Source organism: Bacillus sp. Y3, from assembly GCF_008123875.1.
Classification (GTDB): domain Bacteria; phylum Bacillota; class Bacilli; order Bacillales; family Bacillaceae; genus Bacillus; species Bacillus altitudinis.
In genome coordinates this window covers 544,800-562,916 of record NZ_VSSC01000003.1, presented here as the reverse complement: position 1 = coordinate 562,916, position 18,117 = coordinate 544,800, and the positions used below count along the sequence as shown (strand labels likewise).

Annotated in this window: 15 protein-coding genes, 1 other RNA gene and 1 other annotated feature; of the genes, 13 read left to right on the top strand and 3 right to left on the bottom strand. The window is 42.4% G+C overall.

Annotated features, from left to right (window positions below; genetic code table 11):
• Positions 1-45 precede the first annotated feature (45 nt).
• Complete coding sequence (locus FXF70_RS08005) at positions 46-423, bottom strand: TIGR04086 family membrane protein (RefSeq protein WP_007501492.1); 378 nt, start codon at positions 421-423, stop codon at positions 46-48.
• Between the two features lie 165 nt (positions 424-588).
• Between FXF70_RS08005 and FXF70_RS08000 the strand changes: the two genes are divergently transcribed.
• Entirely contained in the window at positions 589-1,251 is a 663-nt protein-coding gene (locus tag FXF70_RS08000) for a DUF421 domain-containing protein (protein WP_019743031.1), read from the top strand.
• 1 nt (position 1,252) lies between these two features.
• Here the strand turns inward: FXF70_RS08000 and spoVB are convergent, their stop codons facing one another.
• Positions 1,253-2,803: a stage V sporulation protein B gene (gene spoVB, locus FXF70_RS07995; protein ID WP_019743030.1), complete on the bottom strand. Its 1,551-nt coding sequence runs from the start codon at positions 2,801-2,803 to the stop codon at positions 1,253-1,255.
• A gap of 116 nt (positions 2,804-2,919) precedes the next feature.
• Between spoVB and FXF70_RS07990 the strand changes: the two genes are divergently transcribed.
• The 8 genes from FXF70_RS07990 (at position 2,920) to dtd (ending at position 12,397) form a co-directional block, all read left to right on the top strand.
• The gene (locus FXF70_RS07990; RefSeq protein WP_003216788.1) at positions 2,920-3,216 is read left to right on the top strand and encodes a post-transcriptional regulator; all 297 of its coding nucleotides are present in this window, start codon (positions 2,920-2,922) and stop codon (positions 3,214-3,216) included.
• Between the two features lie 41 nt (positions 3,217-3,257).
• The gene (gene secDF, locus FXF70_RS07985; RefSeq protein ID WP_048001809.1) at positions 3,258-5,486 is read left to right on the top strand and encodes a protein translocase subunit SecDF; all 2,229 of its coding nucleotides are present in this window, start codon (positions 3,258-3,260) and stop codon (positions 5,484-5,486) included.
• Positions 5,487-5,686: 200 nt separating this feature from the next.
• Complete coding sequence (locus FXF70_RS07980; RefSeq protein ID WP_008342734.1) at positions 5,687-6,175, top strand: cation:proton antiporter regulatory subunit; 489 nt, start codon at positions 5,687-5,689, stop codon at positions 6,173-6,175.
• A gap of 99 nt (positions 6,176-6,274) precedes the next feature.
• Positions 6,275-6,631: a LapA family protein gene (locus FXF70_RS07975; protein WP_017367707.1), complete on the top strand. Its 357-nt coding sequence runs from the start codon at positions 6,275-6,277 to the stop codon at positions 6,629-6,631.
• An 81-nt stretch (positions 6,632-6,712) separates the two neighbouring features.
• Entirely contained in the window at positions 6,713-9,046 is a 2,334-nt protein-coding gene (gene recJ / locus FXF70_RS07970) for a single-stranded-DNA-specific exonuclease RecJ (protein ID WP_098680674.1), read from the top strand.
• 23 nt (positions 9,047-9,069) lie between these two features.
• Positions 9,070-9,582: an adenine phosphoribosyltransferase gene (locus FXF70_RS07965; RefSeq protein ID WP_008342729.1), complete on the top strand. Its 513-nt coding sequence runs from the start codon at positions 9,070-9,072 to the stop codon at positions 9,580-9,582.
• A 142-nt stretch (positions 9,583-9,724) separates the two neighbouring features.
• The gene (locus tag FXF70_RS07960; RefSeq protein ID WP_008342726.1) at positions 9,725-11,935 is read left to right on the top strand and encodes a RelA/SpoT family protein; all 2,211 of its coding nucleotides are present in this window, start codon (positions 9,725-9,727) and stop codon (positions 11,933-11,935) included.
• Between the two features lie 18 nt (positions 11,936-11,953).
• Positions 11,954-12,397, top strand: a complete 444-nt coding sequence (dtd, locus tag FXF70_RS07955) for a D-aminoacyl-tRNA deacylase (RefSeq protein WP_048003401.1) — start codon at positions 11,954-11,956, stop codon at positions 12,395-12,397.
• A 97-nt stretch (positions 12,398-12,494) separates the two neighbouring features.
• Here the strand turns inward: dtd and FXF70_RS07950 are convergent, their stop codons facing one another.
• On the bottom strand, positions 12,495-14,051 hold the full coding sequence (locus FXF70_RS07950; protein WP_429620837.1) for an N-acetylmuramoyl-L-alanine amidase family protein: 1,557 nt from the start codon (positions 14,049-14,051) through the stop codon (positions 12,495-12,497).
• A 161-nt stretch (positions 14,052-14,212) separates the two neighbouring features.
• Between FXF70_RS07950 and FXF70_RS19035 the strand changes: the two genes are divergently transcribed.
• The 4 genes from FXF70_RS19035 (at position 14,213) to ssrS (ending at position 18,084) form a co-directional block, all read left to right on the top strand.
• Positions 14,213-14,383, top strand: a complete 171-nt coding sequence (locus FXF70_RS19035; protein WP_003216250.1) for a YrzK family protein — start codon at positions 14,213-14,215, stop codon at positions 14,381-14,383.
• A gap of 58 nt (positions 14,384-14,441) precedes the next feature.
• Positions 14,442-14,681, top strand: a binding site (T-box leader).
• Positions 14,682-14,754: 73 nt separating this feature from the next.
• On the top strand, positions 14,755-16,029 hold the full coding sequence (gene hisS / locus FXF70_RS07945; protein WP_008342721.1) for a histidine--tRNA ligase: 1,275 nt from the start codon (positions 14,755-14,757) through the stop codon (positions 16,027-16,029).
• An 18-nt stretch (positions 16,030-16,047) separates the two neighbouring features.
• Positions 16,048-17,826 (top strand): aspartate--tRNA ligase, encoded by a 1,779-nt coding sequence (aspS, locus tag FXF70_RS07940; RefSeq protein WP_039956037.1) that lies wholly within the window; start codon positions 16,048-16,050, stop codon positions 17,824-17,826.
• A 77-nt stretch (positions 17,827-17,903) separates the two neighbouring features.
• A non-coding RNA gene (ssrS, locus tag FXF70_RS07935) (6S RNA) lies at positions 17,904-18,084 on the top strand.
• Positions 18,085-18,117 lie beyond the last annotated feature (33 nt).

Genomic DNA, 18,117 nt, shown 5'->3' with positions numbered 1-18,117 from the left:
CCAATACATAGCGATAAAAAAAGAGCGATATCATTCGCTCTTTTTTTATTTGCCCCGAAGATTAACGCCAATCATTCCCCCTAGCATACAAATTCCCAAAAAGGCTGCATGATAGATGAATTGTTCTGGTGAAAAGGTTTCTCCAAACCCTAAATATTGAAATAAAAAAACAGTGAGTGAAAAGATAAAAGAGGTCATGGCGCCAATGAGCCAGCCCCGTTCCTTTGCTTTCCCTCCAGAAATCATTCCTCCTAGAAAAAGTGCCGCAAAGGACAAGATCATGATCATCCATTTAAACGATGATTCCTGCATACTTGTGAAGGTAAGCATCAGTGATACAAGTAAGCTTGTGACAATCATCACGACAAAAATAGCAATTAAGCCAGATAAAATGCCTTTTCCTATTTGTTTCGTTTCCTGCATGTGATTCGTCTCCTCTCCAATTGACCGAAGCTTGTCTTTTACTAAAATGTATTCACGGAGAAGAAAAAATAGACATGTTTCTCGTGATAAAAACCGAGGCTTTCTTTTCTACATAAATAAAGTGTTTTGACGCAAGCTATGGTGGAGAAGGAGGGGTTACATCATATGCAGGACATCTTAATTATCTCCATGAGAACGATCATTTTATATTTTCTCATTTGGTTTATCTTTCGTTTAATGGGCAAAAGGGAGATTGGGGAACTGAGTATTTTAGATCTTGTTATTTTTATGATGATCGCTGAAATTGCGGTGCTCGCCATAGAAGAAGTAGAGGATCACATGTTACATACAGTATGGCCGATCCTGCTGTTAACCTTCATTCAAATCACCCTTGCCTATTTGTCATTAAAATTTCAAGGTGTCCGGCGTTTTCTCGACGGTAAGCCAGCCCTGCTCATCATCAACGGAAAAATAGATGAGGGTGCGATGAGAAAACAGCGATACAATTTTGATGATTTGCTGATTCAATTAAGAGAAAATAACATCGATAGTATCCAGGATGTCTCATATGCCATCTTAGAGCCTTCAGGGAAGCTCGCCGTTGTTGAAAAAGAAAACAAGCGCAAACATGCAGCGCTTGAGCTCCCTCTTATTGCAGACGGTGTGGTTCAGCATGATCATCTTAAGCAGATCAACCATGATGAACAGTGGCTGATAAAGGAGCTTGCCAAAAGAGGCTATGATGACATCGAGCAGATCTCCTACTGTAGCTTTAATCAGAAGGATTTTTATATTGATTTGAAAGATGAAGTGATCAAGAAAGAATGAGCTAAAGCAGCTTCCCAATAAACGGGATGCGGCGAAGCTCTTCTCGTTTCACTAGCCCAAGACAGATTAATAGAATGACATACAGCACGCACGTCAAAAAGATCATCATGACAAGCTCCAAAGGGGCGGAAAAGAGTCCGCTCGCTTGATGTTTCATCCATAAACTGACCGCCCCAGTACCGATGATCACAAGGACGCAAAGTCCATATTCTTTTAATGGTAAATGAATAGGCAGCACTTTACCGACAGTTGCCGCATGGAGCAATGTGACAAGGACGATGCCGATGAGTATCGCAAGCGCTGCGCCCATAATGCCAAAGCTTGGCTGTGAAGCAAGAACAAAGATCATGCCTGTTTTCACAACAGCTCCTATCAAGCTGTTGGTCATCGCTGCCCCAGCTAAATTTAATGCTTGAAGGACAGCCTGCAACGGCCCTTGAAAGTAATAGAGCAAAAAGAAGGGGGCCATGAATTTTACATAGACAGCGGCATGAGATGAACCATACATGAAGAGGGTTAAATTTTCTGCATACACGAAAAGGATAATACATGAAATGCCCCCGCTTAATAAACAAAGGCGCATCGCCTGCTTGAGCCGGTATTCGACCGTTTTGCGTTTGTTCTGTTCCATCCCCTCACTAATCGCTGGAACTAGTGCGGTGGAGAGAGAATACGTGATAAAACTAGGAAGTGTCAAAAGGGTGAGCGCAAGTCCTGTCAATTCTCCGTACTGCCTTGTTGCTTCTACAGCTGCATAACCGGCAATCGCAAGGCTTTGCGCGACGACAATCGGTTCTAAAAACCAAGAGATATTGCCGATGAAACGGCTGCCTGTCGTTGGCAGGGCAATACTCATGAGCTGTTTAAACGTATCCTTCCCATCATGAATTGCCTTGAAAAAACGTTTTCGGATACGGATGGTCTTTTTATAACGAAAGGCAATCAGTAAGTAAGCAAGTGAAATCATTTCCCCGATGACAGATGAAATCATGGCGCCTGCTGCTGCATATTCAATTCCATAAGGCAGGAATGCTGTTGTACATACTGCCACGAGTGAAATTCTTGCGACCTGTTCTAGTACTTGTGACATCGCAAGCGGGCTCATTTGCTGTCTTCCTTGGAAATAGCCCCTTAACACACTAGAGATCGCAATAACGGGTACGACTGGTGTAATGGCAAGCAGAGGATAGACCGTTCTAGGATCTGTCAGCATATTTTCCGCCATAATAGGGGCAAACCATAAAAAGAGCGGCGTGAAAATCAGGCTGAGTGTTCCTGTTATTGCAAGGGACATCACTAGAATGCGTTTTGTTTTCTGTTTGTCACCACGGGCTTCTGCTTCTGCGACTAGCTTACTAATCGCAACAGGAAGTCCGAATTGTGTCAGCGTCACGGCGAGAAAAAAGGTAGGCGCTGCCATCATATAAAGCCCTACGCCTTCTTCACCAATGAACCTTGCAATCACAATTCGATTGACAAAACCCAATATTCTTGTAATAAAACCTGCTAAAATTAAAATAATCGTCCCTTTTAAAAACGTTTGCTTCGTCAAATCACAGATCACCTGCCTTCTCAAACGACATAGAATCATATACAATAAGATATGCGTGTATATCGTCCAAGCATGACAAGTCTCTCGATAAAAAACTGAAAAGGGGGAGCCTCACATTGACACAACATCCGGCTGCTATATACAAAGACCATCTAAAGCCTTTTCTGTTCAGTAAGCTTGAAGAATTCATCGTTTTGGGCTATAAAGATGTAGATTTAGAGGAATTATGGTCATACTTAGAGAATAAGAAGTGGAAGAAAAAACAAGAGTATCCGATTCATGAAATGGTTGCAGATATTTTATCTGTGAAAATTGGCGAATTTATGAACTATGCAACCGTTCAGTCGTTTAAAACGTCTGCTTTTTTGGACAGTGAAGATGGCAAGAATATGCTGGACGAACTGTTGAAATAAGCCATCTAAATGGATTCAGGTGTTTAAGGAGGAAATACATAATGAAAAAAGGGCGCATACTTGCGTTTTTCTTAGTGGTTCTGTTAATCGGAACTGGTGTGGGCTTATTAACGAAGCCCGTTGCGAAAGATATGACGCTAGGGCTGGACTTACAGGGTGGATTTGAAGTTCTGTATGATGTACACCCAGTGAAAAAAGAAGACAAGATCACAAATGGTGTTCTCGTCAGTACAGTAGAGGCTTTAAACCGAAGAGCCAACGTGCTTGGGGTCAGTGAGCCGAACATTTCGATTGAAGGAAACAACCGTATCCGCGTACAGCTTGCGGGTGTAAAAGATCAAAACAGAGCACGGGAGATTCTATCGACTGAAGCACAGCTTTCCTTCAGAGATACGAATGACAAAGAGCTTCTAAACGGATCTGATCTTGTTGAAAATGGTGCAAAACAAACATTCAATCAAACGAATGAGCCGATCGTGACAGTCAAACTAAAGGATGCGAAAAAGTTTGGTGACGTGACAAAAAAAGTAGCGGCGATGGCACCAAACAATCAGCTTGTCATTTGGCTTGATTATCATAAGGGAGATTCCTTCAAAAAAGAAGTCTCTAAATCAAATCATAAGTATGTATCTGCGCCGAATGTAAACCAAGAAATTAACAGCAGTGACGTACAAATCGAAGGAAACTTTACGGTTCAAGAGGCAAAAGACCTTGCGAGCATTTTAAATGCCGGCGCATTGCCAGTAAAATTAACCGAAAAATATTCAACATCTGTAAGTGCACAGTTTGGTGAGCAAGCACTAAACGAAACAGTCTTCGCAGGAATTGTAGGAATCGCATTTATCTTCTTATTCATGCTGTTTTATTACCGATTACCAGGTCTTGTTGCTGTCATTACACTGTCAGCTTATATCTATATCACACTTCAAGTCTTTGACTGGATGGGTGCGGTCATGACACTGCCTGGAATCGCTGCATTGATTCTTGGGGTAGGGATGGCTGTCGATGCCAATATTATTACGTATGAACGGATTAAAGAAGAGCTCAAGCTCGGTAAATCTGTCCGTTCTGCTTTCAGATCGGGTAACCGCAGATCGTTTGCCACGATCTTTGATGCAAACTTAACAAGTATCATTGCCGGAGGGGTTCTGTTCTTCTTTGGAACAAGCTCTGTCAAAGGATTTGCAACTATGCTTATCCTATCGATTTTGACAAGCTTTATCACGGCTGTCTTCCTATCAAGATTCCTTCTTGGGTTACTTGTAGAAAGCCGCTATCTCGACCGCAGAAAAGGCTGGTTTGGGGTTCGTCAGAAAGACATTATTGATATTCATGAAACAACTGAAAATACTGAACCGAAAACACCATTTGATAAATGGGATTTCGTCAGCAAACGTAAAGGCTTTATGATTTTCTCAGCAGCCATTACCATTGCTGGAATCATTGTGCTTTCAATCTTCAAGCTCAACGCAGGTATTGACTTTGCAAGTGGTACTAGAGTTGATATTCAAAGTGACCATAAGCTGTCAACAGAACAGGTGGAGCAAGATTTTAAAAAGCTAGACCTTGAGACAGACAGTGTTGTGTTATCGGGTCAAAAAGAAAATCAAGCAGCAGCTCGATTTGTCGGTGTTCCAAATAAAGAAAAAATTGCTGAAGTGAAAGATTACTTCAAAGATAAATACGGAACGGAGCCTAACGTAAGTACAGTGTCTCCGACAGTTGGAAAAGAGCTTGCGCGTAACGCATTATACGCTGTCATCATTGCTTCTATCGGGATTATCTTATATGTATCCGTCCGATTTGAGTATAAAATGGCGATTGCAGCGATAATCTCTCTGCTTTACGATGCATTCTTTATCGTTGCCTTCTTTAGTATTACGCGCTTAGAGGTGGATGTCACCTTCATTGCAGCGATACTCACGGTCATTGGGTACTCGATCAATGACACGATTGTCACCTTCGACAGGGTGCGTGAGCAAATGAAGAAACGCAAACCGAAAACGATCGAAGATTTATCGTACATTGTGAATTTAAGTTTACAGCAAACCTTTACACGTTCTGTGAACACTGTACTCACTGTACTTGTAGTGGTGATTGCACTTCTCATTTTCGGTTCAGCATCTATTACAAACTTCTCCATCGCCTTACTTGTCGGCCTATTAACAGGGGTGTATTCATCCCTTTACATTGCGGCACAAATTTGGCTGATATGGAAAGGCCGTGAGCTGAAAAAGCCGGCTAAAATAGATACAGAACAAGATATTTAAACAAGAAAGACTGCCACCTTGGCAGTCTTTTTTTCATGCATCATACTTGTCATCGTCACAACAATAAGATGATATGTAAAAACATTTCGGGTTTCATTGATCTTGAAATGGTCTTTTGCTATAATGACATACGTTTAGATCAGTATAGAAAGCAAGTGTCCGTTTGGGGCATTTGGCTTTTATTCATTGGAGGGGCTGTTATGAAGGTTCGGGAAACTGAACTGCCAGGTATCGGTCACAAAGCCGAAATGATCACAAGAAATAATGAGAAGCTTGCTATTATCACACATGATGACGGCAGAAGAGAGATGTATCATTTTCAAGAAGATGATCACGAAGAATGTATTTCTGGTATCTTGCTTAGCGATGAAGAAGCAAGACAAATCTCGGCTATTTTAGGCGGCATGGTCTATAAACCAAAAGCGCTTGAGACAGTGGAGGTGGCCATTGATGAACTCATCATTGAATGGTTTAAGATTGAAAAGAACGCACCGGCTGTTAACCAGACGATCGGAGACCTGAGTGTTCGCCAAAACTATCAAGTGACAGTCATTGCCATTGTGAGAAAATCACATGAGAAAATTTTAAACCCAGGACCAGATACGGTGATTGAAGAAGGAGACACCCTTGTCATCTCTGGAGAAAGAAAAGAATTAAAGAGCCTCATTAAAGAAAAACTCAGCAGCTAAGCGCCCATGCTGATAGAAAACCTTCCGCAATTTTCTTTCTGTGTTTAAAAAGGACAAGAAAGAGGGAAGAATAAAAGAAAAAGCTTGGGGGATTTGTAGATGAATAAACAACAATGGACCATCATACTCGCATTTATTTTCGTATTAATTGTCTCAGTATTTGCTGTTATTAACGTGCGGCCTGTACAGGTAGACTACTTATTTGGAACGGCTGAATGGCCGCTGATCCTTGTCATTATCGGTTCTGTTCTTATGGGCGGACTCATTGTGGCTTTTGCGGGGATTTTCCAAATTGTGAAACTAAAACGTGAATTAAAAACATTAAAAGCTGAACACGCAGCCGCTAAAGCAAGCCCTGCTTCTTCTCATAAAAAGGCGGACAAAGACGTTCAAAAGAAAACGAATGTCACACCTTTAAAAGAACAGCCAGCGTCTTTTGACCGGAAGGAAAAATAATCTTCCAGTACAATTTCATAAAATAAAAATTGAAACCCCTCAGTCCACTCTAGTATAATAGTGTGGTTGAGGGGTGAATTTATGTTATTATCCAAAATGCGTTGGGAATATGAACATCCTAGCGAAGAAAAAGTGAAATCACTCTCTGAAAATCTGAATATTTCAGCGCTGACTGCATCACTTCTTGTACAAAGAGGGCTCGAAGAAGTAGAAGAAGCGAGGTCTTTTTTATTTGATCAAAAAGCCGAATTTCATGATCCATTCTTATTAAAAGGAATGAAAGTAGCAGTAGAGCGCATCAACAAAGCGATCGAAGAGCAGGAATCGATTGTGATCTTCGGAGATTATGATGCAGATGGTGTGACAAGTACGTCTGTACTTTTACATACACTTAAAGAACGATCTGCGAAGGTAGACTTTTATATTCCAGATCGATTTAAAGAAGGATATGGGCCAAACGAACAGGCTTTCCGATATATCAAAGAGCAAGGAGCATCGCTTGTCATCACCGTGGATACAGGGATCGCTGCTGTAAATGAAGCACGTATTGCAAAAGAAATAGGATTAGACCTGATCATCACAGATCACCATGAACCAAGCGAGGAACTGCCTGAGGCACTTGCAATTGTACATCCTAAGCAGCCTGGGTGTGAGTATCCGTTTAAAGAGCTGGCGGGTGTCGGTGTTGCGTTTAAAGTGGCACATGCACTCCTCGGTAAACTCCCAGTAGAATTATTAGATCTTGCTGCAATCGGTACAATTGCGGATCTTGTCCCGCTGCATGATGAAAATAGATGGATTGCCAAAAAAGGTCTTCTGCAGCTTCGACAGTCTAGACGGCCTGGGTTAAAAGCGTTATTAAAAGAAGCAGGCGCCACTCTTGAAGAAGCAAATGAGGAAACGGTCGGCTTTCAAATTGCCCCAAGGCTGAATGCTGTTGGACGAATTGAGCAGGCAGATCCGGCTGTTCATCTTCTCATGACTGAGGATATGGATGAAGCAGAAGAACTCGCTCGTTTTGTACAAGAATTGAACAAAGAACGGCAGAAAATTGTGAGTACGATCACGGAAGAAGCCATTCAAATGGTTGAAGAGACAGGCGCTGACCAGTCTGCTATCGTCGTAGCAAAAGCTGGCTGGAATCCAGGCGTTGTCGGCATTGTTGCCTCAAAATTGACGGATACATTTTCTCGTCCGGCGATTGTGCTTGGAATAGACGAAGAAACGCAGATGGCGAAAGGGTCAGCACGAAGTATTCCTGGCTTTGATTTATTTTTCCATTTGAGTAAGTGCCGTGACATCCTGCCGCATTTCGGTGGACACCCGATGGCAGCAGGAATGACACTTCAAGCGGATGATGTTCCTTTACTTAGGGAAAGATTGAATCAATATGCAAATGAAACGTTGACTGAAGAAGATTTTATTCCAATTCAACGGGTCGATGCAGTATGTAAAGTGGACGAAATGACGGTGCAAGCCATTGAAGAAGTAGGACTGCTGTCCCCGTTTGGCATGCAGAATCCTAAGCCGTTCATTATGATTGAAGACGCCCAGCTTGAAGACATCCGAACGATCGGGGCCAATCAAAATCACATTAAAATGTCACTAAAAGACGAAGACAAGCTGCTCGACTGTGTCGGTTTTCATCAAGGCAAACTAAAAGAAGAACTTGTCCCAGGGAGTCAAATCTCTGTCGTTGGCGAGGTCTCGATTAATGAATGGAATAACCGAAAGAAACCTCAGCTCATGCTAAAAGACGCTAGAGTAGATGAATGGCAGCTCTTTGATTTACGCGGGAAAAAAGATTGGGAAAAGAAAGTATCAACACTTGATCCAGCAAAAACGATGGTCTTCTGTTTTGACGAAGAAACAAAAAAGCAATCGGAGCTAGTGGATATTCCGATTCATCTTATTGATGCAGAAAATGTATCCACGTTTGATGTGCAGGAAAAGTATGTGATCTTTGCCGATGTTCCTGCCGATGAACACTTGCTCAAGCTGCTTTTAGAAAATCAACAACCAGCAAGAATTTATACGGTGTTTCAGCGGAAAGAAGATCACTTTATGTCCTCATTCCCGAGCCGTGATCAATTCAAATGGTTTTATGGGTTCTTGTTCAAACGGGGAAGTTTTCCTATTAAAGAACAAGGCATGGAGCTTGCCAAACATAGAGGTTGGACAAAAGATACAATCATTTTTATGACAAAGGTGTTTTTTGAACTCGGTTTTGTTAAAATAGAGAATGGTGTGCTGTCAATAGTGCGTGATGCCCCTAAAAAAGATTTAACCGCATCATCGTCTTATACAGCAAAACAACGATTGATGGAACTCGATCAAACACTAACATATTCCTCAGCCAAAGAGCTGAAGGAATGGCTGAATAGCATGATGAGCGAAGTCTCACCTGTGCTTTGACGTACGAGGAGGAAAAGGAAAAGATGGATTTAAAACAATATGTGACAGTTGTACCTGACTACCCAAAGGAAGGTGTACAATTTAAAGATATTACAACGTTAATGGATAAAGGCGAAGTGTACCGTTATGCAACGGATCAAATCGTTGAATACGCGAAGGAAAGAGACATTGATCTGATTGTTGGACCTGAAGCGCGTGGATTCATTATTGGCTGCCCTGTAGCATACGCACTTGGTGTAGGTTTTGCCCCAGTTCGTAAAGAAGGAAAGCTTCCTCGTGAAGTCATCAAAGTCGATTACGGTTTGGAATACGGTAAAGATGTATTAACGATTCATAAAGATGCAATTCGTCCTGGTCAGCGTGTACTGATCACAGATGATTTGCTTGCGACAGGTGGAACGATTGAAGCATCCATCAAGCTGGTTGAGGAATTAGGCGGCGTTGTGGCAGGGATTGCATTTTTAATTGAGCTGACGTATCTTGATGGCAGAAAGAAGCTTGACGGTTACGACATCTTGACGTTAATGCAATACTAATGGAGTTTTACGCAAAAAGCACTCAGTAAGAAGGGTGCTTTTTTCCTATCAAAAATCTTTTAGCGGACTTCTTCTCTTTACATCTATCGAATTTTTCTTGATAATAAACTACAATACAGTTTTCATTTAAAAAGGTGATTCCATGGCGAACGAACAAGTTTTAACGGCGCAGCAGGTCATTGATAAGGCAAGAGAATACCTGTCCGCTGAACATATTCAATTTATAGAGCGTGCATACGAATATGCTGAAAATGCTCACAAGGAGCAATACCGGAAATCCGGTGAGCCCTATATTATCCATCCTATTCAAGTGGCGGGAATTCTTGTTGATCTTGAAATGGACCCTTCGACCATTGCTGGCGGCTTCTTGCATGATGTTGTCGAAGACACGGATGTGACATTAGAAGATTTAAAAGAGCATTTTAACGAAGAAGTGGCCATGCTTGTTGATGGTGTGACAAAGCTCGGAAAGATTAAATATAAATCACAAGAAGAACAACAGGCTGAAAACCATCGTAAAATGTTTGTTGCAATGGCGCAGGATATTCGCGTCATCTTAATTAAGCTGGCAGACCGTCTTCACAATATGAGAACACTCAAACATCTTCCGCAGGAAAAGCAGCGAAGAATTTCAAATGAAACCCTTGAGATCTTTGCACCGCTTGCGCACAGATTAGGGATTTCAAAGATTAAGTGGGAGCTTGAAGATACAGCCCTCCGCTATTTAAATCCGCAGCAATACTACCGGATTGTGAATCTCATGAAGCGCAAACGAGCGGAACGTGAGGAATACTTGGACGAGGTTGTTAATGAAGTAAAAGACCGCGTGTCTGAGGTGAACATTAAGGCTGAATTCTCCGGCAGACCGAAACATATTTATAGTATTTATCGAAAAATGGTCATGCAAAATAAGCAATTTAATGAAATATATGATTTGCTGGCTGTTCGTATTTTGGTTGACAGCATTAAAGACTGCTATGCGGTACTTGGTATTATTCATACGTGCTGGAAGCCGATGCCAGGCAGATTTAAGGATTATATTGCGATGCCAAAGCCGAACATGTATCAGTCTCTTCATACAACGGTGATTGGTCCAAAAGGGGACCCGCTTGAAGTTCAGATTCGTACAGTGGAAATGCACGAAATTGCGGAATACGGAATTGCGGCACACTGGGCGTATAAAGAAGGCAAAGAGTCAGCAGAATCGACGGAAGAAGCCGTTTTCCAGAAGAAGCTGTCTTGGTTTAGAGAAATCCTTGAATTCCAAAATGAATCCACAGATGCGGAAGAATTTATGGAATCGTTAAAAATCGATCTCTTCTCTGATATGGTGTTTGTATTTACACCAAAAGGAGACGTCATAGAGCTGCCGTCTGGTTCAGTTCCAATTGATTTCTCATACCGGATTCATTCGGAAATTGGGAATAAAACAATCGGAGCCAAAGTCAACGGTAAAATGGTCACACTTGATCATAAGCTAAAAACAGGTGACATTATTGAAATTCTGACATCTAAGCATAGCTATGGACCAAGCCAGGATTGGGTCAAACTTGCCCAAACCTCCCAAGCGAAGCACAAGATCAGACAGTTTTTCAAGAAACAGCGCCGTGAAGAAAATGTCGAAAAAGGCCGAGAACTTGTGGAGAAAGAAATCAAAAACCTTGAGTTCGATGTTAAAGACATTTTGACCGCTGAAAATCTGCAAAAAGTGGCTGATAAATTTAATTTCTCAAATGAAGAGGACATGTATGCAGCCGTTGGTTATAACGGAATTACGGCACTCCAAGTGGCGAATCGTTTAACGGAAAAAGAAAGAAAACAAAGAGATCAGGAAGAACAAGAGAAAACCGTTCAAGAAGTGTCTGTAGAGTCAAAACCATATCACGGGAAAAAACGGGAAGCTGGCGTGCGAGTGAAAGGCATTGATAACTTGCTTGTCCGTTTATCTAAGTGTTGTAATCCTGTTCCTGGTGATAGCATTGTTGGCTTTATTACAAAAGGCCGTGGCGTATCTGTTCACCGTGATGACTGTCCGAACGTAAAGACAGGAGAAGCGCAGGAACGGTTAATCCCGGTTGAGTGGGAGCATGAACAGCCTGCTCGAAACCGTAAAGAATACAATGTGGAAATTGAGATATTAGGATATGACAGACGCGGCTTACTTAATGAGGTGCTTCAAGCAGTCAACGAAACCAAAACGAACATCTCGTCGGTTTCTGGTAAGTCTGATCGTAACAAAGTGGCGACGATCCATATGGCGATCTTTATCCAAAATATTAACCATTTGCACAAAGTGGTAGAACGCATCAAACAAATCAAAGACATTTACTCTGTTCGCCGATTCATGAATTAGAAAGGAAGTATATCGTCTATGAGGCTTGTTGTTCAGCGTGTGACGAGTGCATCTGTGAAAGTAGGAGAAGAGATCACAGGTGCCATCAATGAAGGCTATATGGTGCTCGTTGGGGTTACACATGAAGACACAGAAGAAGATGTGCATTACTTAGCTGAAAAGCTCGCACACTTGCGTATTTTTGAAGATGAAAACGGGAAAATGAATCTTTCGTTATTGGATGTAAAAGGAAGCGTGCTGTCTGTATCTCAATTTACTCTTTATGGTGATACGAGGAAAGGCAGACGGCCGAACTTTATGAAAGCTGCCAAACCGGATGTGGCGAATTCACTTTACGAATGCTTCAATGAAACGCTTAGAGAAAAGGGCATCCATGTTGAAACTGGACGTTTTGGGGCGATGATGGACGTCTCATTGACCAATTCGGGGCCAGTCACCATGTTGATGGACAGCAAAGAATAGAAAGACATTAGACTGTAGATAAACTCTTGCTGAGAGTTTGTTTAGAGTCTTTTTCTTTTGCGATCAAACAAAAAAGAGGCGCAGCGGCCTCTTTTTTCTATCGGAAATATTGTTTTAATCCTTCTGTCATTCCTTCTGTCACTCGTTCTTGGTAAGAGGCGCTATAAATGATCGCTTCTTCTTGAGGATTGCTTAAATAGCCGAGTTCATATAAAAGGGAAGGGCGCTTGTTTTCTCTTAAAACAAAATAATCTCCAAATTTGACTCCTTTATCAGGGATCTGTGATCGTTTTGCGACTTCCGTATGAACGCTTGTCGCCAGGCTTTGATCTTTGGATGCCTGATAATAATATGCGGTGCTCCCTCTGATACTTGGGTCCATAAAACTATCATAATGAAGACTAATAAATGCATCTGCATTTCGGTAATGTGAAGTGGCAACCCTCGATTGAAGGCTGATGAATGTATCATCACTTCGTGTTAAATAGACATTTGCTCCAGAAGCTCTTAACTTACCCGCCAGCAAATGAGCGGTTTTGATCGTGATATTCTTTTCAAATGCACCGTCTGCGCCGATCGTGCCGCTGTCTTTTCCGCCATGCCCAGGATCAAGAACAATTGTTTTGCCTTTTAAAGATCCAGTGCCAGACGATGAATCCTGCTGAGGTCTTGGTGCTTCGCTGCTATTTTTCTTTGTTTGAACGACCCAGCTCGCCACGTAGCCTGTTCCGCCGTTTGATAATGTCACCTCGTACCAGTCACCTTGCGTACGAACAATTTGATAAGCAGCTCCTTTTGTTGCTCTTTCTGCAATACCAGCAGAGGTAGAAGCGCTTTTTCTAATATTCGTTCCATCATAAACGATGTACGCTTTCTGATGAGATGACGAAGAGGAAGAATTCTTTTCAGGTGCTGCACTTGTTCCTTGGCTTGAGACAATATAATAACTTGCAACCCAACCTTTAACGCCTTTTGCTTCGATTTCATACCAGCCATTTTGCTCCCGTAAAATGGTGACTTGAGTGTTGCGGGAAAGTGAAGCGGCCACTTGTGCATTTGGTGCCGCCGATTTTCGAACATTCAAGCTTGATACGCCAACTGTGCCGGACTGTTTAGAACGAGCGGGCTCAGCTGAACTGGATGAAGAAGCGTTTTGTCCGCCAGAAATATAATCAGAGTGGACCCAGCCTTCCGCTTGTTTGTACGATATTTTTGTCCATTCGCCGCTTGTGTCCAGCTTTTTAGCGGAAGCGCCCTGCGGAAAAGTGCCAATGACTTGATAGGAAGTCCCTGGGCCTGTCCGAATGCGAAGGTCGGAGGCTGTTGACGTAATCGAACTGCTTCCTTGCGTACTTTGACCTTGCGTCTTTTGCTTAGCAGGCTTTTGTGCATCAGATGACTTAGTAATCAGCCATGAGACGACCCAGCCTTTTTGTCCGTTCGATAGCCCGATCTGTACCCATTCTCCTTGTTCAGTGAGAATCGGGTAGCTTTCTCCTCGTTTCACAACTGCTGCGATCCCGTAGCTTAAACCAGGTCCGGTTCGCACATTGATTTCATCTGTTGCAACGACAGCTTGATCTGTTTGAGCCGTCGCATGTGTCATTGGCCAAGTGCTGGCAATGAGGACAAAACAGGTGAGCAGCAACATCATGTGATGGTGTGTTTTCAGATTCAAAACGGTGTTTTCCCCTCCCTTGTAAAACCGATGAATGTTAATTCGTTATGTAATGGATGAATTCCTTGCGGTTTCCCTAATAAAAATGAATCAATCTGTTTATACTAGATAAAAATGTGATAAAAGGATGTACAAACATGAGATTAAGCAGAAAATTAGGACGAGTGCAATATAATGGACATCGTGATATCGATCGCTGGCAGCACGACGAAATGGATCAACCAGGCTTCCTTGAAGAAACGGCATCTGAATACGGATGCACGTCAAAAGAAGAGCTGGAAAAGAAAAAGAGACACGGCAAGGGTTGACAGAGTGGCAGCACCGACCTTATTATAATATAAATCAACACACTTGAAAATTTAAAATGTGGAACTGATGATAGAGAATAGTAGGGTAAATTGCGTGAGCAGAGAGGAATCGCCTTAGGCTGAAAGCGAATCCGCATGGCATTTATCACGAAAGAACACTCTGTAGGTTTCCTGCTGAACACTCAAAAAATGAGTCATTAGGCGGAGAACGTGAATCTGCGTTAAGGATTTGAGCGGGAACATGGCTAGATCATGTTCCAACTAGGGTGGCACCACGGGTATAACTCTCGTCCCTACTATACACATAGTAGAGGCGGGGGTTTTTTATATGTCCACATAAAAAATGAATGATGGTCGTAGGAGGACGAAAAATGAGTTTTAATATTCCAAGAGGCACACAGGATATTTTACCGGGAGAATCAGAACGCTGGCAGTATGTTGAACAAATTGCGAGAGATACATGTGCAGCCTTTCAATACAAAGAAATCCGCACACCGATTTTTGAGCATACGGAACTGTTTGCACGAGGAGTAGGCGAGTCAACAGATATCGTTCAAAAAGAGATGTACACATTTGAAGACAAAAAAGGACGTAGCATCACACTTCGCCCAGAAGGAACAGCTTCAACTGTCCGTTCTTATGTTGAAAATAAACTGTTTGCACAGCCTGCACAGCCTACAAAGCTGTACTACATTGGACCAATGTTCCGCTATGAGCGTCCGCAAACGGGAAGATATCGTCAATTTTATCAATTCGGAATTGAAGCGATCGGTTCAAAAGATCCTGCCATTGATGCAGAGGTCATTTCATTAGCGATGAGTGTGTATGAGAAAGCGGGTCTTTCCAACTTAAAACTCGTCATTAACAGCCTTGGTGACAAAGAAAGCCGTGCAGATTACCGTCAAGCACTTGTCGAGCATTTTGAACCAAGAATTGATGAATTCTGTCACGACTGCCAAATTCGTTTACATCAAAATCCATTGCGTATTCTTGATTGTAAAAAGGACCGCGATCACGAACTGATGGCAACGGCACCATCCATTCAAGATTACTTAAATGAAGAATCACGGACTTATTTTGAAAAAGTAAAACAATATTTAACCGATCTAGGCATTGAATATGTCGTCGATCCGAACTTAGTGCGCGGTCTTGATTATTACAATCACACTGCCTTTGAGATTATGAGTAATGCAGAAGGCTTTGGTGCGATCACAACATTAGCCGGCGGCGGCCGTTATGATGGACTCGTTGAAGGAATTGGCGGTCCTGAATCACCAGGTATCGGCTTTGCGATGAGTATTGAACGTTTCCTATCAGCGATTGATGCAGAGAAGATTGAGCTTCCTGTTCAAGACGGCATTGATTTATACATTGCGGCATTAGGAGATCAAGCAAAAGATTATGCTGTTGGCTTATTGAATCGCCTAAGAAAAGAAGGCATTTCAAGTGAAATGGACTATACAGGGAAAAAGCTAAAAGCACAATTTAAAGCGGCAGACCGCTTGAAAGCCAAGTTTATTGCAGTTCTTGGTGAAGATGAGCTCGCGCAGCAAATTGTAAACGTAAAAGATACGACAACGGGTGAACAAATTGAAGTGAAGCTTGATGAGCTGATTCAAATGATGAAAGCCCACCAGAAAGCGTAAAGAAGGAGTGGAATGTTTGTGTTTGGTAGAACTTTTTATTGTGGAGAAGTAACAGAAGACCAAATCGGTCAAACCGTTGTATTAAAAGGATGGGTACAAAAACGTCGTGACCTTGGCGGATTAATCTTTATTGACCTGCGTGATCGTACAGGCATTGTGCAAGTTGTCTTTCATCCAGACCAATCAAAAGAGGCTCTTGAGACAGCAGAATCGATTCGGAATGAATATGTCCTTGATATTAAAGGGACAGTGGTCGCAAGAGAAGAAGCCACGATCAACCCAAATTTAAAAACAGGCAAAATTGAAATTCAAGTCGACACAGTCACTGTTTTAAATGAAGCCAAGACGCCTCCATTTGTCATTTCTGATCAAGCAGATGAGGTATCAGAAGATGTGCGCTTAAAATACCGCTACCTAGATCTTCGCCGCCCTGCGATGTTTGAAACGATGAAAATGCGACATGAAGTCACAAAAGCATTCCGCCATTTCTTAGATGATCACGGCTTTCTAGACATTGAAACGCCAATTTTAACAAAAAGTACGCCAGAAGGTGCGCGTGACTATCTTGTGCCAAGCCGTGTACACGAAGGAGAATTCTATGCGCTGCCGCAGTCTCCGCAATTATTTAAGCAATTGCTCATGGTGTCTGGGATGGACCGCTACTATCAAATCGCTCGCTGCTTTAGAGATGAAGACTTGCGTGCTGACCGTCAGCCGGAATTTACACAAGTCGATATTGAAATGTCCTTTATGAGCCAAGAAGACATCATGACGCTTGCTGAAGAGATGATGGCAAAGGTGATGAAAGATGTCAAAGGTGTTGACCTGACATTGCCATTACCTCGTATGACGTACGATGAAGCGATGAATTCCTATGGTTCTGACAAGCCAGATACCCGATTTGACATGAAGCTTGTCAACATTTCAGACACGGTAAAAGACTCAGATTTCAAAGTCTTCAGCGGTGCTGTAAACAATGGCGGAGCTGTCAAAGCGATTAATGTCAAAGGGGCTGCAGCAAACTACTCAAGAAAAGACATCGATGCACTTGGTGCATTTGCAGCGAACTATGGTGCAAAAGGTCTTGCTTGGCTAAAAGCTGAAGGGACAGAGTTAAAAGGACCAATCGCTAAATTCTTTGATGAGTCAAAACAAGCAGAATTAAAAGAACAGCTTCAAGTTGAAGAAGGCGACCTTTTACTCTTTGTTGCAGATAAGACGACTGTTGTCCATGATGCGCTTGGCGCACTTCGCTTAAAACTTGGCAAAGAGCTTAAACTTATCGATGAGTCTGTCTTCAATTTCTTATGGGTTGTCGATTGGCCGCTGCTTGAAAAAGATGAAGAAGAAGGCCGCTTCTATGCTGCCCACCATCCTTTCACAATGCCAGTTCGTGATGATCTTGAATTAATTGAAACAAGTCCAGAAGATATGAAAGCTCAAGCGTATGATCTTGTGCTGAACGGCTATGAGCTTGGCGGAGGTTCTATTCGTATTTTTGAAAAGGACATTCAAGAGAAAATGTTTGGTTTACTTGGCTTTTCTAAAGAAGAAGCGTACGATCAGTTCGGCTTCCTTCTTGATGCATTTGAGCATGGGGTGCCTCCGCACGGCGGAATTGCGCTTGGACTTGACCGCCTAGTGATGCTGCTTGCCGGCCGATCTAACCTAAGAGATACCATTGCGTTCCCGAAAACGGCAAGTGCAAGCTGTGTTCTCACAGATGCTCCTGGCACTGTAAGCGAAGCGCAGCTAGATGAACTGAGTTTGGCGATTAAAACAAAAGTAAAACAGTAAAATAGGCGCATGTTTATAGGCATGTAAACGCTTGTAAAAGGGACATGCCTATGATATGCTTTCATCAACCAATAAATAAAGTCCTGATACGTACGGTGGTTACCTAGTTTTGACCGAACATTTTTTTCTACGGGAGCTTGCCTTTCCTTTCTGCATAAATGCCTCTTCTGAGGACTTATAAAGTGAGGAAGAAAGCACCCACCTGCATGGTGCGGGGTTCAAAACGAAGGAAAAGCTGGCGGCGTGATCGGGACTTTTTTGTGTTTTTTTCTATTTGAGAAGGATGACGGA

What these genes read in the sequence shown, in the direction of transcription:
- FXF70_RS08005 (WP_007501492.1), bottom strand. Translation starts at nt 423, where the DNA reads ATGCAGGAAACGAAACAAATAGGAAAAGGCATTTTATCTGGCTTAATT.
- FXF70_RS08000 (WP_019743031.1), top strand. Translation starts at nt 589, where the DNA reads ATGCAGGACATCTTAATTATCTCCATGAGAACGATCATTTTATATTTT.
- secDF (WP_048001809.1), top strand. Translation starts at nt 3,258, where the DNA reads ATGAAAAAAGGGCGCATACTTGCGTTTTTCTTAGTGGTTCTGTTAATC.
- FXF70_RS07980 (WP_008342734.1), top strand. Translation starts at nt 5,687, where the DNA reads ATGAAGGTTCGGGAAACTGAACTGCCAGGTATCGGTCACAAAGCCGAA.
- FXF70_RS07975 (WP_017367707.1), top strand. Translation starts at nt 6,275, where the DNA reads ATGAATAAACAACAATGGACCATCATACTCGCATTTATTTTCGTATTA.
- recJ (WP_098680674.1), top strand. Translation starts at nt 6,713, where the DNA reads ATGTTATTATCCAAAATGCGTTGGGAATATGAACATCCTAGCGAAGAA.
- FXF70_RS07965 (WP_008342729.1), top strand. Translation starts at nt 9,070, where the DNA reads ATGGATTTAAAACAATATGTGACAGTTGTACCTGACTACCCAAAGGAA.
- FXF70_RS07960 (WP_008342726.1), top strand. Translation starts at nt 9,725, where the DNA reads ATGGCGAACGAACAAGTTTTAACGGCGCAGCAGGTCATTGATAAGGCA.
- dtd (WP_048003401.1), top strand. Translation starts at nt 11,954, where the DNA reads ATGAGGCTTGTTGTTCAGCGTGTGACGAGTGCATCTGTGAAAGTAGGA.
- FXF70_RS07950 (WP_429620837.1), bottom strand. Translation starts at nt 14,051, where the DNA reads ATGATGTTGCTGCTCACCTGTTTTGTCCTCATTGCCAGCACTTGGCCA.
- FXF70_RS19035 (WP_003216250.1), top strand. Translation starts at nt 14,213, where the DNA reads ATGAGATTAAGCAGAAAATTAGGACGAGTGCAATATAATGGACATCGT.
- hisS (WP_008342721.1), top strand. Translation starts at nt 14,755, where the DNA reads ATGAGTTTTAATATTCCAAGAGGCACACAGGATATTTTACCGGGAGAA.